12 protein-coding genes are annotated in these 14,295 nt (G+C 70.3%); 6 read left to right on the plus strand and 6 right to left on the minus strand.

All coding sequences use genetic code 11. The annotated features are described in order from the left end of the window. Positions 1-5: 5 nt before the first annotated feature. Together kdpE and fusA are read left to right on the plus strand one after the other, a co-directional pair. Positions 6-698 (plus strand): two-component system response regulator KdpE, encoded by a 693-nt coding sequence (gene kdpE / locus R0232_RS02260; protein ID WP_093355193.1) that lies wholly within the window; start codon positions 6-8, stop codon positions 696-698. Positions 699-1,414: 716 nt separating this feature from the next. Next, positions 1,415-3,433, plus strand: coding sequence for an elongation factor G (gene fusA, locus R0232_RS02265; RefSeq protein ID WP_431511118.1), 2,019 nt, complete (start codon positions 1,415-1,417; stop codon positions 3,431-3,433). Positions 3,434-3,481: 48 nt separating this feature from the next. Here fusA and R0232_RS02270 read toward each other — a convergent pair whose 3' ends face one another. From R0232_RS02270 to R0232_RS02295, 6 genes are all read right to left on the minus strand, one after another. Beyond that, entirely contained in the window at positions 3,482-4,612 is a 1,131-nt protein-coding gene (locus R0232_RS02270; RefSeq protein WP_057593558.1) for a zinc-binding dehydrogenase, read from the minus strand. Between the two features lie 112 nt (positions 4,613-4,724). Next, positions 4,725-5,327, minus strand: a complete 603-nt coding sequence (locus R0232_RS02275; protein ID WP_431511119.1) for a dual specificity protein phosphatase family protein — start codon at positions 5,325-5,327, stop codon at positions 4,725-4,727. Then, the gene (locus R0232_RS02280; RefSeq protein WP_093355197.1) at positions 5,324-5,815 is read right to left on the minus strand and encodes a hypothetical protein; all 492 of its coding nucleotides are present in this window, start codon (positions 5,813-5,815) and stop codon (positions 5,324-5,326) included. The genes R0232_RS02275 and R0232_RS02280 overlap by 4 nt, the downstream gene beginning before the upstream one ends. After that, positions 5,812-6,960 (minus strand): MGDG synthase family glycosyltransferase, encoded by a 1,149-nt coding sequence (locus tag R0232_RS02285; protein WP_431511120.1) that lies wholly within the window; start codon positions 6,958-6,960, stop codon positions 5,812-5,814. The genes R0232_RS02280 and R0232_RS02285 overlap by 4 nt, the downstream gene beginning before the upstream one ends. A gap of 331 nt (positions 6,961-7,291) precedes the next feature. After that, positions 7,292-8,737, minus strand: coding sequence for a nicotinate phosphoribosyltransferase (locus tag R0232_RS02290; RefSeq protein ID WP_431511121.1), 1,446 nt, complete (start codon positions 8,735-8,737; stop codon positions 7,292-7,294). Positions 8,738-8,809: 72 nt separating this feature from the next. Next, positions 8,810-9,883 (minus strand): bifunctional nicotinamide-nucleotide adenylyltransferase/Nudix hydroxylase, encoded by a 1,074-nt coding sequence (locus R0232_RS02295; RefSeq protein ID WP_431511122.1) that lies wholly within the window; start codon positions 9,881-9,883, stop codon positions 8,810-8,812. A gap of 206 nt (positions 9,884-10,089) precedes the next feature. Here R0232_RS02295 and R0232_RS02300 point away from each other — a divergent pair, with 206 nt between their 5' ends. The 4 genes from R0232_RS02300 to R0232_RS02315 all read left to right on the plus strand — a co-directional run bounded on the left by R0232_RS02300 (position 10,090) and on the right by R0232_RS02315 (position 14,220). After that, the gene (locus R0232_RS02300; RefSeq protein WP_057593553.1) at positions 10,090-10,890 is read left to right on the plus strand and encodes a pseudouridine synthase; all 801 of its coding nucleotides are present in this window, start codon (positions 10,090-10,092) and stop codon (positions 10,888-10,890) included. Continuing rightward, the gene (locus tag R0232_RS02305; RefSeq protein ID WP_431511123.1) at positions 10,857-11,990 is read left to right on the plus strand and encodes a winged helix DNA-binding domain-containing protein; all 1,134 of its coding nucleotides are present in this window, start codon (positions 10,857-10,859) and stop codon (positions 11,988-11,990) included. Before R0232_RS02300 ends, R0232_RS02305 begins: the two co-directional genes overlap by 34 nt. Positions 11,991-12,184: 194 nt before the next feature. Next, positions 12,185-12,841: a response regulator gene (locus R0232_RS02310; RefSeq protein ID WP_057593551.1), complete on the plus strand. Its 657-nt coding sequence runs from the start codon at positions 12,185-12,187 to the stop codon at positions 12,839-12,841. Further along, a complete protein-coding gene (locus R0232_RS02315) occupies positions 12,838-14,220 on the plus strand; it encodes a sensor histidine kinase (RefSeq protein ID WP_431511124.1) in 1,383 nt (460 codons plus the stop codon). The genes R0232_RS02310 and R0232_RS02315 overlap by 4 nt, the downstream gene beginning before the upstream one ends. Positions 14,221-14,295: the final 75 nt, after the last annotated feature.

The raw sequence follows: 14,295 nt of genomic DNA on the forward strand, positions 1-14,295 counted from the left end.
CCCCCATGCCAGCCCCCACCGCCATCGTGATCGAGGACGAGCCGCAGATCCGCCGCTTCGTGCGCGGCGCGCTCGAGGCCGAGGGCTGGCTGGTGCACGAGGCCGGCACGCTGCGCGACGGCCTCGCCGCGGCCGGCACGCGCCAGCCCGACCTGCTGGTGCTCGACCTGGGCCTGCCCGACGGCGACGGCGTCTCGCTGATCCGCGACGTGCGCGGCTGGTCGGCGGTGCCGATCATCGTGCTGTCGGCGCGCAGCGACGAGGCCGACAAGATCGCCGCGCTCGACGCCGGCGCCGACGACTACCTGACCAAGCCCTTCGGCACCGGCGAACTGCTCGCGCGCGTGCGCGCCAACCTGCGGCGCCCGCGCGCGGCCAGCAGCGAGGAGGTGCCCGAGGCGCTGTTCCGCTTCGGCGAGATCGAGCTCGACCGCGCCGCGCGCATCGTGCGCCGCGCGGGTGCCGAGGTGCACCTCACGCCGACCGAGTACCGGCTGCTGTCGGTGCTGGCGGCGAACGCGGGGCGCGTGCTGACGCAGCGCCAACTGCTGCGCGAGGTCTGGGGACCGTCGCACACGGACCAGAGCCACTACCTGCGGATCTACATGGGGCATCTGCGGCAGAAGCTCGAGGACGATCCGGCGCAGCCGCGGCATCTGCTGACGGAGACTGCGGTGGGGTATCGGCTGGTCGTGTAGGGCGCGTCTTTTTTGAAACCCGATGACGAGTCGGGGCGCGTGCACAGGACAGTGGGTACTTCCCTCCGCGAATGTCCCCCGGCCTTCGGCCTCCTCCTTTATTTCGCTGCGGGAAGCACCCACTGCCCTGTGCACGTGGGCGTAGCGGTGGTGCAGCCGGTTCGACGGCCGTGTCCAGGCTCACGTCGATGGGGTACTCCCCGCAGCGAAATAAAGGAGGAGCCGAAGGCGGGGGACATTCGCGGAGGGGAGTACCCCGTCGGCGTGAGCCCGTCCCAGTCCGTAAAGTGGCATCCGACCAACAAGCCAGACAACAAGGCTTGTCTTGATCGAAGAGCACACCCACAATCCGCCCCACCATGAAATTCACCCAAGCCATCGAAGCCGGCCTCACCGCCACCTGACATCGCCTTCGATCGCGTTCGGAAGGCGTTGCGCCTTCCGGTACTGAAAACCCCGGCAGGCCCGTCCTCCGGGGTTTTGTCTTTTCCGCCTCTCACTTCTTCATCGCCATGCGTACCTACGACAAGCTGATCGCCACGATTCGCCTCCGCCGGAGCGTGGCTTCCGTGCGCCCGGGCTCCGGCCGCCGCATCAGCAGATTGCACGACACCGTTCGTCGCTAGCCCTCAGGCGAATCCTTTCCGCCTGGGGGCCGGCACATGCCCACCAGGCTCTCGAAGCCGTGCTTCGAGCCAGAGAAAGAAAGATTCGCCATGACCCCCACACCCAGGAACCTGCGCAATATCGGCATCATTGCCCACGTCGACGCCGGCAAGACCACCACCACCGAACGCATCCTGTTCTACGCCGGCGAGAGCCATCGCATCGGCGACGTGAGCCGCGGCACCGCGCGCATGGACTTCGATGCGCAGGAGCGCAAGCGTGGCATCACCATCAGCAGCGCCGCCATCACGTTGCAGTGGAACGCGACCCAGATCAACCTGATCGACACGCCCGGCCACATCGATTTCAACATCGAGGTGAACCGCTCGCTGCGCGTGCTCGACGGGGCCGTGGTCGTGTTCGACGGCGTGGCCGGCGTGGAGCCGCAGACCGAGACCAACTGGCGCCTCGCGGATCGCTATCGCGTGCCGCGCATCGCCTTCGTCAACAAGCTCGACCGCCTGGGCGCGGACTTCCCGCGCGTGGTCGCGATGATGGAAGAACGCCTGGGCGTGAAGGCCGTGGCGGTGCAGTGGCCGATCGGCGCGGAAGGCGACTTCCGCGGCGTGGTCGACCTGCTGGGCCTGCGCGCGCTGGTCTGGGACCTCGACGATGCGAGCCGGCCGTACCGCGTGACCGAGGTGCCCGCGGAGCTGATGGCCACCGTGTTGCAACAACGCGCGCGGCTGGTGGAGCTCGCCGTCGAGCAGGACGAGGCCGCGATGGGGGCCTACCTGAACGGCGAGGCGCTCCCGGCCGAGGTGCTGCGCGACTGCATCCGCAAGGGCGTGCTGGCCGGTGCCTTCGTGCCCGTGCTCGCGGGCTCGGCCTTCCGCAACCGCGGCGTGGAACCGCTGCTCGACGCCATCGTCGACTGGCTGCCGAAGCCCGGCGAGGTGGCGCTGCCCTGCGATCCGCAGGCGCCGTTCGCGGCGCTGGCGTTCAAGGTGGCCAGCGACGACCACGGCGCGATGGTGTTCGTGCGTGTCTACAGCGGCCGGTTGCGGCGCGGCGACAGCATGCTCGACGCCACCACCGGCCGCATCGAGCGCGCGGCACGGCTGTACGAGGTGCAGGCGGGCGACCGCATCGAACGCGACGAACTGGTGGCCGGCGACATCGCCGGCATCGTCGGGCTGAAGGACACGCTGACCGGCCACACGCTGTGCGACCGGCAGCATCCGGTGCAGCTCGAACAGATCGGCGTGCCCGAGCCCGTGCTCCACGTCGCGATCGAGCCGAAGGCGCAGGCCGACCAGCAGGCGCTCGCGAAGGCACTGCAGGCGCTGCTGCGCGAGGACCCGAGCCTGCGGCTGCGGCAGGACGCCGAGTCGGGCCAGACCATCGTGTCGGGCATGGGCGAGCTGCAACTCGAGGTCTCGATCGAGAAGCTGCGCGAGCGCTTCGGCGTCGAAGTGTCGGTGGGACGGCCCCAGGTCGCCTGCCGTGAAACGGTATCGAAGGAAACGGAGGTGCACCATGTGCACAGGAAACAGAACGGCGGCCAGGGCCAGTTCGCGGAGCTGAGGCTGCGCATCGCCCCGCGCGGGCGCGGCGAAGGCATCGCGTTCGAGAGCCGGGTGGTGGGCGGCGCGATCCCGCGCGAGTTCATCCCCGCGATCGAGGCCGGCATCCGCCGTGCCGCGCAGTCGGGCGTGCTGGCCGGGTATCCCTGCGTGGACTTCGTGGCCACGCTGCTCGACGGCAGCCACCATGAACGCGACTCGTCGGCGATGGCCTTCGAGTTCGCGGCCGCCGCGGCCTTTCGCGAAGCGGCGGCGCAGGCCGGGCCGCAGTTGCTCGAGCCGGTGATGGCCGTGGAAGTGACCACGCCCGCCGAGCACGTGGGCGACTGCATCGGCGACCTGCACCGGCGGCGCGGCATGGTGCGCGGCCAGGCGATGCGCGGCAACGCGATCGTGGTCGAGGCCCATGTGCCGCTGGCGCGGATGTTCGGCTACATCGGCAACCTGCGTGCGCTGTCCTCGGGCCGCGCGCAGTACGCGATGCAGTTCGACCACTACGCCGTGGTGCCTGCGGGCGAGATGGCCGGCCTCGTGAAACGTTGACGGCCCCAGAGGGCGACCCGCGAGGGTCGCCCTTTTTTTTCGTCTATCTCAGGCCGCGATGCCCTTGTTGGGATTGAGCAGGAACTTCTCGCCCGTCGCCTGCTTGCCGTAGACGCCGATCGCATCGAGCTGCAGCGCCTCGGTCAGCGAGACCTCGCGCGTGTAGCGGCTCGCGAAGGTGGTCTTGAGCTCGGCCACCACGCGTGCGCGCAGCCGCTGCGTGCCTTCGGCGCCGAGCTTCTGCAGGAACGGGAACAGCAGCCAGCCGCCCATGCCCCAGGCCATGCCGAAGTTGCGCACGAACTCGGTCGGGCCGCGGTCGAGGCCGCCGTAGATGTAGACCTGCTTGTGCGTGGTCGAGCCGTAGCGGCTGTATTCCTTGGCGGTGCGGTTGAGCGCGGCCTCCATGCAGCCGAGGATCTGGCCCGCGAGCTTGCCGCCGCCGGTGGCGTCGAAGGCCAGCGTGGCGCCGGTCTCGACCAGGGCCTGCGTGAGATCGTCGAGGAAGGTGGGCGAGGCGGCGTTGCAGACGTACTTGGCGCCGAGGCCGCGCAGCAGTGCTTCCTGCTCGGGCTTGCGCACGATGTTGACGAGCGCGATGCCGTCCTTCTGGCAGATCTTGTTGAGCATCTGGCCGAGGTTGGAGGCGGCTGCCGTGTGGACCAGCGCGGTATGGCCTTCGCGCTTCATGGTCTCGACCATGCCGAGCGAGGTCAGCGGATTGACGAAGCACGACGCGCCATCGGCCGGCGCGGTGCCTTCGGGCAGCTCGAGGCATTGCGCGACGGCCACCGCGCGGTACTGCGAGTACATGGCGCCGCCGATGGCGGCCACGGTCTTGCCGAGCAGGGCCTGGGCCTCGGGGGAAGACCCGGCCTTCACGACCGTGCCCGCGCCCTCGTTGCCCACGGGCATCGACTGGTCGAGCCGGCCCGCCATCGCGGGGCGCGCGCGCTCGGGCACGGTGGCGGTGACGACCGGGCGCTCGGCGCTGCCCGAGGCCTTGGCGGTCGCCATGTCGGCGGCGCCGAACAGCAGGCCGAGGTCCGAGGGATTCATCGGCGAAGCCTCGACGCGGATCACGACCTCGTGGGCCTGCGGTTCGGGGATGGGTTCGTCGTGCAGCGAGAGCTCGAGCTCGCCGTTCGAACGGACGAGGGAACGCAGTTGGAGTGCCATGGCGGATGCCCCTTGTGAAGCGGATGAAGCGTGTGCGGAAGGTGGGTGCGACCGGCCGCCGGGGGCCGGCGCGGGCCAGTATAGGAGCGGGCCGCGAAGCCTGCTGGCGCCTTCAGGACAGCCCTGGAACCGCCGGTGTCGCGGGCGCCTGGGCCAGCGCGTGGCGCATCTTCTCGGGGTCCACGCGCTCGATGTAGCGCGGGATGTTGCGCCACAGCGTGTGGTAGCCGTAGCCGCCGCGCAGCATCTCCTGGCGCGCGGCCTCCTTGTCCCAGCCCTGCAGCGCCATGCGGTAGACGGCGGAGACGACGCCGGTGCGGTCGGCGCCGTGCATGCAGTGGATCAGCACCGGCCCGTGCCGTTCGGCGTCGAGGATCGCGTGCAGCGCGCGCTGCACCTTCGCATCGTCGATGTCCCAGGTGTTGATCGGCACGCGCACCAGCCGCATGCCATGGCCCGCGAACACCTTGCGGTCGTCGTTGAAGGAACGCAGGCTGACCACGGTGCGGATGCCGAGCGACTGCAGCGCCGCCACGTCCTTCGCGCGCGGCTGGGCGCTGCGGTAGAGCGTGGGCGTGAGGCGGTGCAGGTTCTCCACGCCCAGCGCATCGAGCGGATCGGCCCAGTGGTCGGGCCGCTCCACGGGCGCGGCCTGCGCCTCGCGCTGCGCCCGGCGGGCCTCGCGCATGCGGCGCACGATGTTCGCGCGGCTCATCGGCGCGGCCAGTGCCGGCGCACCAGGATCAGCGCGGCGACCGCGAGGCCGCCCCAGTAATCGACCGGCGCGCCCCACATCCAGTGCTTGTGCCAGAAGGCCTTGGTGGGGTTGAAGTTGTCCCAGCCGAAGGCCGGGTTGATGAGGAACCAGAGGAAGTCCTCGCAGACCCAGAACACGATCAGGCCCGCGAGCGCGAGGCCCCAGTCGCGCAGCTTCCAGCGGCCCGAGAAGGCCAGCGGCGAGAAGAACACCAGCGCCATGAAGGTGAAGACCCAGGCGTGGTAGCCGGTCATCGCGCGGCCGCCCCAGAAGATGTCGAGCCAGATGCTGTTCTCGATGCGCCAGGTCGGCAGCGAGGTGGCCCAGCCGGCGCCGCCCTCGATCTGGATCTCGGCATTGGCGAAGAAGAAGGCCATGGTGACGACCCAGAGCAGGTACACCAGGGTGCGGCCCACGGTGGGCCGGTCTTCGTTGCGCCAGCTCATGCCGAAGGCCCCAGCACGCGATCGAGCACCGCGCGCGCGGCCCGTGGCTTGCCCAGCGCCTTGCTGCGCTGGGCCATGTGGGCGAGCTTGGCCGGATCGGCCATCAGCCGCGCGACCTTGTACTCGAGGCCGATGGCGTCGTAGGCGAGCCAGCCCGCGCCTTCCTCCATCAGGAAGCCGGCGTTGTGCTCCTCCTGGCCGGGGATCGGCGAGATCAGCAGCATGGGCTTGCCGAGCGCGAGGCATTCGGAGACCGTGAGGCCGCCGGGCTTGGTGACGACGAGGTCGGACGCGGCCATGAGCTTGTGCATCTCGTTGGTGAAACCCACGGCCACCACGCGGCCCGGATGGCGCGCCGCGAGAGCCTGCAACCGGCCGTGCATCTCGGCATTGCGGCCGGCCACGGCGATCACCTGGAAGCGGCCGCCGGGTTCGTCGCCGGCGCCGAGCGCGAGCACGCGCTCGACCATGCTCGAGAGATCGCCCACGCCGGCGCCGCCCGAGACCATCAGCAGCACGGGCCGCGCGGGATCGAGGCCGAGCGCGGCGGCGCAGGCGTCGCGCTCCAGCGCATCGGGTTCGGAGAAGGCGGGCATGACGGGAATGCCGGTGACGTGGATGCGCTCGGGCGGGATGCCGCGCGCGCGCAGCCGGAACGCGACCTCCTCGGTGGCCGCGAGGTAGCCGGTCATGCCCGGCACCAGCCACATGTTGTGCAGGTCGTAGTCGGTGACCTGCAGCCACACCGGATACTCGATGCGCCCGCGGTTACGCTCGCGCATCAGCAGTTCGGCCGGCAGGAAGTGGGTGCAGATCACCGCATCGGGCTTCTCGCGCCGGATCTCGCGCACCAGCGCGACGGTGCTCAGCCGCTCGATGCCGCGGCGCATGCGCTGCGAGGGTGCGTGGTGCGGCGTGACGTCGGTGCGCTGGTGCAGGTACGACCAGAGCTCGGGTGCGCGGTTCACGAGCTGGATGTACCAGTCGGTGTAGACCTTGCGAAAGCCCGCGGGCACGTGGGCCATGGCGTCGATGTGGACCGCCGGGCAGGGCGGGCTGAGGGCTTGGGCGGTGGCGGCGAGGGCCTGGGCGGCCCGCACGTGGCCGTTGCCCGCGCTCACGCTGAGGATCAGGAGTTTGGTCATGTGTTCGGCGGTCTGCGCGGATTATGGCTAGGGCTTGTGGCAGTGCGGGGATCGGGGTCCGGAGCGCCGGGGTGGGCTCACGCCGACGGCGTGCTCCCCTCCGCGAATGTCCCCCGCCCTTCGGGCTCCTCCTTTATTTCGCTGCGGGGAGCACACCGTCGACGTGAGCCTGGGGCAGGGCGGTTGAACCGGCCGGCACAACGACTGCGCCCACGTGCACAGGGCAGTGGGTGCTTCCCGCAGCGAAATAAAGGAGGAGCCGAAGGCGGGGGACATTCGCGGAGGGAAGTACCCGCTGTCCTGTGCACGCGCCCCCGGCCACAACAAAGAATCAGAGCGGCGCCCGAGAAGTAACCAACCGCCCCACCCCAGAAGCAGCCAGCCCCCGTATAGCCTCGAAGCCAGACTCCCGAACGATCCGCCCGTTCTCATACACAGTCTCGAGCAGATCGACCTGCCCAGGCTCCAGAACTTGCTCGGCACGTTGCGTACGCACTTCGCCGTCGGCGGAAGCCGCCAGCACCAGCCGCCCCTTCTTCGAGGTCTTGCTCGTGTCGCCCACGGGTGCCTTGTAGACGTCGCGCCATTCGCCGTCGACCTGCATCGCCGAGCACTTCATCGCCCATTGCATGGTGTCGCGGTTCACCTGCTGAAGCAGCCCGCCGCCCATGCCGAAGGCGATGTTCTCGGCCGAGAAGCCGTTGTGGAAGAAGTTCGACAGGCACAGCCGCAATGAATCGAGCGTCACCCCGTCGCCCTGGATGATGCGCACGTTGTTCAGCACCCGGAAACCCTTGGCATTGGTGGTCGTGCCGAAGCGCTCGGCCAGGATCTGCGCCACCTTCAGGGTCGTCTCGGCCGGGTCGCCCGAGTCGGGGCGTACCACCAGCGTCGCGCCCGAGCGGATCACCTGCTCGCGCAGCGCATCGCCCCACAGGCGGGCGCAGGCGTTGAAGATGTCGTAGCTGTCGCTCACCACCGCGAAGATCGAGCCCGGCTTGCCGAACTGCGCCACCATGTTGCGATAGGCATCGGCCTCGTGCTCGCGGCCCCAGCCCGTGATGGTGCTGTGCTCGGCCGCGGGGATCGAGAAGCCCGCCACGTCGCAGTCGTAGTAGCGGCGCGCGGCCAACAACGCGCTCAGCGTGTCGGTGCCCATGAAGTTGACCAGGTGCGCCATGCCGCCGAGCGCCGCCGATTCGAGGCTCGAGACCCCGCGCGCGCCGAAGTCGTGCAGCTTGAACGCGATCTGGCCCTGCGGATCGTCGCAGGTGGCCTCGAGGTAGCGCAGCAGCGTGGTCTTGGCCGCGGCCGAGACCGTCGCCACCGTGGTCGGGTACCAGATCGCGCGCAGCAGCTCGGTCTCGAGGAAGCTCGTGACCCAGAAGAACTCGGGGTCGGTGTTCTCGATCGTCGCGAGCACGTTGTGCACCGGCAGCACGCTGCCCTCGGGCACCGCGCGGATGCGCACCGGCATCAGCCCGCCGTGCTTCTCGATCAGCCGCAGCCAGCCTTCGCGGTTGAAGGGCTCGCCGTGCACCGCCATCAGCGCGGCGGCTTCGTCCACGTCGTCGCGCGTCACCGGCGTCTGCAGATATTCGCGCAGATAGGCCTGCAGTCCGAAGAACAGCGAATGGCTGAAGAGCCCGCCGCGCGACTCGATGTAGCTGAACACCGTCTGCGTGCCCGGCGGGTATTGCATCCAGTGCGACACCTTGTAGGAGTCGGTGCGCAGCAGCAGGTTGCTGCCGAGGGAGGGAGAGAGCGTGCGGTTCATGTGAAAGCTCCTTTCACGGTGGCACCCGTCAACCGGGGCCGTACTTGCTGACAAGGCCCGGGGCGAGTTCTCTCAGGACTTGCCCAGGCCACCCAGGAAATGATTGGCGATGAAGAAGTGGTCTTCGTAGACCCGCTCCTGCATGCCGAGGAATTCGGCGATCGGCACCCAGCGCACCGCGGCCGCGTCGTCGTCGGCGCGCACGTCCGACAGGCCCGCCCACTGGTTGTGCGCGAGCTCGAAGAAGAAGCCGTGCGTGATCGTGCGGCCGCGCTGCGAGCGCTCGGGCGCGTCGAACACGTGGCTGCCCTTCATGCTGCCGTGGAGCACGGGCACCGGCACCTTGAGACGGGTTTCCTCCTTGAGTTCGCGCACCGCCGCATCGAGCAGCCGCTCCTGCTGGCCCACGAAGCCGCCGGGCAGCGCCCAGGTGCCGCGCCCCGGATGGAACTTGCGCTGCACCATCAGGATGTGGCCGGCCTCGACCACCACCGCGTCGACCGTGGTGTAGATCGGCGGGAAGTCGCTGCCCGCGTAGCGGTACTTGTCGCGGTAGTCGGCGAGGAAGGTGCGCTCCTCGCAGAGCTCGGCATAGTCGGCCGTCGATGTGAAGCGTTCGAGAAAGGCCGCGCTGCCCTCGGGCAGGTCGGCGCGCGCGAGCTGGCCGCGGTTCTCGGGGTCGAAGTAGAGGTTGCGCACGTCGGTGGCGTTGAGGCTCTCGACGTTGTGCTGGCCCGCGAACTCCCAGTGCGGGAACAGCTTGAGGTAGTAGCTCGAGGCGTCCTTGAGGTGCCCCACCAGCGCCACCCTGGCCTGCGCGGGTGCGAGGCCGTCCTGCAGGATCAGCCGCTCGACCGCCGACTGGATCGACGCGATCCACAGCTGGTCGTTGTAGGGCGAGTCGCCGACGCCGACCACGCTCACGCGCATCTGGTCGCCGCCGCGCAGGCAGGCGCGCACCATGCGTTCGCGTTCGTCGAAGGTGAAGGGGTTCTTGACGCTGCGCGGCGTGCGGTCGGAGCCGACCACCACGATCACGCGATCAGCCGCGCGGGCGGCTTCCTCGATGAGTCTCTGGTGACCGAAGTGGACGGGCTGGAAGCGCCCGATGACGATGGCGTAGTGGTACTTGCGTGTGGTGCTCATTTGGGAATCCCCCAAAAAGGGCGCGATCAACTCGCGCTTGCCGCCACGATAGCACCGGCCTCGCATGCGGCGCAAGCCGGACAAAAGGCTTACGCCCTGCGCGCTGGCGATAATCGGCCATGCCCGCGCCTCCTCCCTCCAACGGTCCGTCCTCCTTTCGCCGCGCACCCGCGCCGCAGTCCGCGCAGGCCTCGGCCGACGGCCCCATGCGGCTCAACAAGCGCATGGCCGAACTCAAGATCTGCTCGCGCCGCGAGGCCGACGAATGGATCGCCAACGGCTGGGTCAAGGTCAACGGCAAGCCGGCCGAGATGGGCGTCAAGGTCACGCCCGCCGACCGCATCGAGATCGACAAGGCGGCCAAGGGCCAGCAGGCCAACCAGGTCACCATCCTCATCAACAAGCCCATCGGCTACGTCAGCAGCCAGGCCGAGGACGGCCACGAGCCCGCGGTCACGCTGTTCACGCCCGCCAACCGCTGGGCCGAGGACAACGCGCGCTTCTTCTTCAACCCGCAGCAGCTGCGCGGCCTCGCGCCCTGCGGCCGGCTCGACATCGATTCCATCGGCCTGCTGGTGATGACGCAGGACGGCCGCGTCGCGCGCCAGCTGATCGGCGAGGACTCGACGATGGAGAAGGAGTACCTGGTGCGCGTGGCCTACCACGGCCTGGGCCAGCCCGCGCCCACCGGCCAGCTGGTGCGCATGGACGACGACGACCCGGTCACGACCAACGTGCAGGCCGTGTTCCCGCCCGCGATGCTCGCCAAGCTGCGCCACGGCCTGAGCCTCGACGGCCAGGCGCTCAAGCCCGCGCGCGTCGAATGGCAGAACCCCGAGCAGCTGCGCTTCGTGCTGACCGAAGGCAAGAAGCGCCAGATCCGCCGCATGTGCGAGCTGGTCGGCCTCAAGGTGGTGGGGCTCAAGCGCGTGCGCATCGGCAAGGTCATGCTCGGCAACCTGCCGCTGGGTCAATGGCGCTATCTGGCACCGCACGAGAAGTTCTGAGCCTGCGCGCGCTGAACCGCGCCACGCTGGCGCGGCAGATGCTGCTGGCGCGCCAGCGCCTGCCGGTCGCGCAGGCCATCGAGCGCCTCGCGGGACTGCAGGCGCAGGCACCCAATCCGCCCTATGTCGGCCTCTGGAGCCGGCTCGAGGATTTCCCGCGCGAAGCCCTGACCGAGGCGCTGCGCCGGCGCCGCGTGGTGCGGCTGTCGATGATGCGCGCGACCCTGCACCTGGTGAGCGCGCGCGATGCGCTGGCCTGGCGGCCGCTGCTCGATGCGGCGCATCAACGTGGCCTGCTGGGCAACCACAAGCGCGCGCTCGAAGGCGTGGATCGCGAGGCCGCGCTGGCCATGGGCCACGCACTGCTCGACGAGCGTGCGCGCACCAGCACCGAGCTCGGCCAGGCCTTGCTCGAACGCTGGCCGCACAGCGAGCCGGCCTCGCTCGCCGGGCTGGTCCGCAACAACCTGCCGCTGGTGCACCTGCCGCCCGCGGGCAGCTGGAATTCGCACCAGAACGCGCTGCTGCAGCGGCTCGGCACCTGGCTCGACAAGGAGGAAGAAGAGCAGGGCGCTGCCACGCAGGACGACCTGCTGCTGCGCTACCTCGCTGCCTTCGGTCCCGCGACCCTGGCCGATGCCGGCGCGTGGTCGGGCCTCACGGGCTGGAAGGCCGTGGCCGAGCGGCTCGGTGCGCGATTGCGCTGCTTCGAGGGCCCGCAGGGCGAAACGCTGTTCGACCTGCCGCGCGCGCCGCGTCCCGACGAAGCGACGCCCGCGCCGCCGCGCCTGCTCGCCGAGTGGGACAACCTGCTGCTCGCGCACGACGACCGCGCCCGCGTGCTCGACGAGGCGCATCGCCCGCGCGTGTTCACCATCAACGGCATCGTGCGTGGCACGGTGCTGATCGACGGCTTCGTCGCCGGCACCTGGAAGATCGAGCGCGCGAAGGGCGCCGCCACCGCCGTGCTCGAACCCTTCGCGCGCTGGCCCTCGGCCGGGCGCGAGGGGGCCGAGCAGGAGGCGCTGCGCCTCTTGGCCTTCGCCGCCGACGCGCCCGGCGAACGCCATGCGGTGCGCGTCGCGCGGCCCGCTGCCTGAGCGGCGCCTGACCCCTCGGGCGGTACGGCGCCTAAGCACCGTCTAAGTATTCGCCCTTAGTCTGCGCCGCGGCGCAGGCACTACCGATCATCCCGTTCGCGTGCTACCTTGCGGCCCGGACCCGACGCCCCCTGGCGCACGGCCGTGCCGCAAGGCGGTGCGGCGCTTTCTGCGTGATATGAGGAGTCGCTGCGATGCGCGTTCTGCTGGTGGAAGACGATGAAATGATCGGGCGCAGCCTGAAACAGGCGCTCGAGGGCGCGGGCTGGTCGGCCGACTGGGTGCGCGACGGCGAGCTCGCGCAGAGCGCGCTCGGCGACGGCGGCTACACCTGCGTGCTGCTCGACCTGGGCCTGCCGCGCCAGGACGGCACCGAGGTGCTGCGCCGCGCGCGCGAACGCGGCGATGCCACGCCGGTGCTGGTGCTCACGGCGCGCGACGGCCTCGACGATCGCATCCACAGCCTCGACCTCGGCGCCGACGACTACCTGCTCAAGCCCTTCGAATTTCGCGAATTGCTCGCGCGCATGCGTGCCATCGTGCGCCGCCGCGACGGCGCCGCGCACTCGCTGGTGGGCAGCGGCGCGCTGCAGCTCGACCTAACGACGCGCGAGGTGGTGGTCAACGGCAACCGCGAGGCGCTGACCGCGCGCGAGTTCGCGCTGCTGCATGCGCTGCTCGAACGCCCGGGCGCGATCCTCTCGCGCGAGCAGCTCGAGAACCGCATCTACGGCTGGGGCGAGGAGGTCACGAGCAACGCGATCGACGTGCTGATCCACGGCATGCGCCGCAAGCTCGGCGCCGAGTCGATCCGCAACGTGCGCGGTCTCGGCTGGCGCGTCGCCGCGTGACGGGGGAGAAGGGCGGCTGGCGCCGGCCGCGCTCGCTGCGCACCCAGTTGCTGCTGTGGCTCATCACGCTGCATCTCGCGGCGGCGGTGCTCACGGCCTGGTTCTCGTTCCTGGCCTACGGCAACCTGGTGCACAACGCGCTCGACGACCAGATGCGGCTGGTGGCCGAGTCGTATGCGGGCGGCGACCAGTCGCGCACCCCGCGCCTCTTGAACAGCGATGCCGTGCTCGAGCACGGCGCCTTCGTGGTGCAGATCTGGAGCCCCGACGGCAGCCGGCTGCTCAGCAGCTCCTGGCCCGACCTGCCGATGCCGCTGCAGCCGCGCCCGGGCTTCGGCGACCTGCGCACCGGGCCGCAGCCCTGGGCCCACTGGCGCGCCTTCACGGCCGAGCCCGGCACGCATGCCGACCAGCGGCGCGTGCAGGTGCTGCAGAACGAGGACTACCGGCGCCAGCGCGCCCTGCGCCGCGCGCTGCTCGAGGGCCTGCCGATCACGCTGCTGCTGCCGGTGGCGCTGCTCGCGCTGTGGCTGATCGTCTCGGCCGCCTCGCGCTCGCTGCGCGCGGTGGCGCGCGACGTGGCCTCGCAGGACGAGCGCAGTCCCACCGACCTGCCGCTGGCGCGCGTGCCCGACGAGATCGCGCCGCTGGTCGCCTCCTTCAACCACCTGCTGGGCCGCGTGCGCAGCGCCTTCGCCACGCAGCGCCGCTTCGTGCAGGACGCCGCGCACGAGCTGCGCACGCCGATGGCCGCGATCGGCCTGCAGATCGAGAACCTGCGCTCGCACATCCCGGCCGGCGAGGCCACCGAGCGCTTCAACCAGCTCGAGGCCGGCGTGACGCGCGCCAAGCACCTGATCGAGCAACTGCTGAGCCTCTCGCGCCAGGACGCGCCGCGCCGCGCGACCGCGCGCGAGGCGGTCGACATCGAGGTGCTGCTGCGCGAGAGCGTGAGCCAGCTCATGGTGCTGGCCGATGCGCGCCAGGTCGACGTGGGCTTCGAGGGCAGCATCGCGCCCGTGGTGTTCGCTCCCGCGGCCGAACTGCGCAGCGTGTTCGACAACCTGATCGACAACGCGCTGCGCTATGCGCCCGAGGGCGGCGTGGTCGACGTGAAGCTGCATGCGGTGAGCGGCCACGGCGTGGTGGACGTGCTCGACAACGGGCCGGGCATTCCGGCCGATGCGATGACGCGCGTGTTCGACCGCTTCTTCCGCGTGCCGGGCGCGGCCGCCGGCGGCAGCGGGCTCGGGCTCGCGATCGCGCGCACCGCGGCCGAGCGCAACGGGCTGCGCATCGAGCTCAGCAACCGCGAGGACGGGCGCGGCCTGCGCGCGCGCGTGCACCTGCCGGCCGAGCCCGAGGCCGACAAGCCGTAGCGGGCCCTCACGCGGCGCGAAGTTTTTGCTCAGTGCCGGCTGAGACTCGCGGCCTAGAGTGAATCTCCAGGGCCG

The sequence above is a fragment of the Variovorax sp. DAIF25 genome, from assembly GCF_050711835.1.
Lineage (GTDB): Bacteria > Pseudomonadota > Gammaproteobacteria > Burkholderiales > Burkholderiaceae_C > Variovorax.

What these genes read in the sequence shown, in the direction of transcription:
- kdpE (WP_093355193.1), top strand. Translation starts at nt 6, where the DNA reads ATGCCAGCCCCCACCGCCATCGTGATCGAGGACGAGCCGCAGATCCGC.
- fusA (WP_431511118.1), top strand. Translation starts at nt 1,415, where the DNA reads ATGACCCCCACACCCAGGAACCTGCGCAATATCGGCATCATTGCCCAC.
- R0232_RS02270 (WP_057593558.1), bottom strand. Translation starts at nt 4,612, where the DNA reads ATGGCACTCCAACTGCGTTCCCTCGTCCGTTCGAACGGCGAGCTCGAG.
- R0232_RS02275 (WP_431511119.1), bottom strand. Translation starts at nt 5,327, where the DNA reads ATGAGCCGCGCGAACATCGTGCGCCGCATGCGCGAGGCCCGCCGGGCG.
- R0232_RS02280 (WP_093355197.1), bottom strand. Translation starts at nt 5,815, where the DNA reads ATGAGCTGGCGCAACGAAGACCGGCCCACCGTGGGCCGCACCCTGGTG.
- R0232_RS02285 (WP_431511120.1), bottom strand. Translation starts at nt 6,960, where the DNA reads ATGACCAAACTCCTGATCCTCAGCGTGAGCGCGGGCAACGGCCACGTG.
- R0232_RS02290 (WP_431511121.1), bottom strand. Translation starts at nt 8,737, where the DNA reads ATGAACCGCACGCTCTCTCCCTCCCTCGGCAGCAACCTGCTGCTGCGC.
- R0232_RS02295 (WP_431511122.1), bottom strand. Translation starts at nt 9,883, where the DNA reads ATGAGCACCACACGCAAGTACCACTACGCCATCGTCATCGGGCGCTTC.
- R0232_RS02300 (WP_057593553.1), top strand. Translation starts at nt 10,090, where the DNA reads ATGCGGCTCAACAAGCGCATGGCCGAACTCAAGATCTGCTCGCGCCGC.
- R0232_RS02305 (WP_431511123.1), top strand. Translation starts at nt 10,857, where the DNA reads ATGGCGCTATCTGGCACCGCACGAGAAGTTCTGAGCCTGCGCGCGCTG.
- R0232_RS02310 (WP_057593551.1), top strand. Translation starts at nt 12,185, where the DNA reads ATGCGCGTTCTGCTGGTGGAAGACGATGAAATGATCGGGCGCAGCCTG.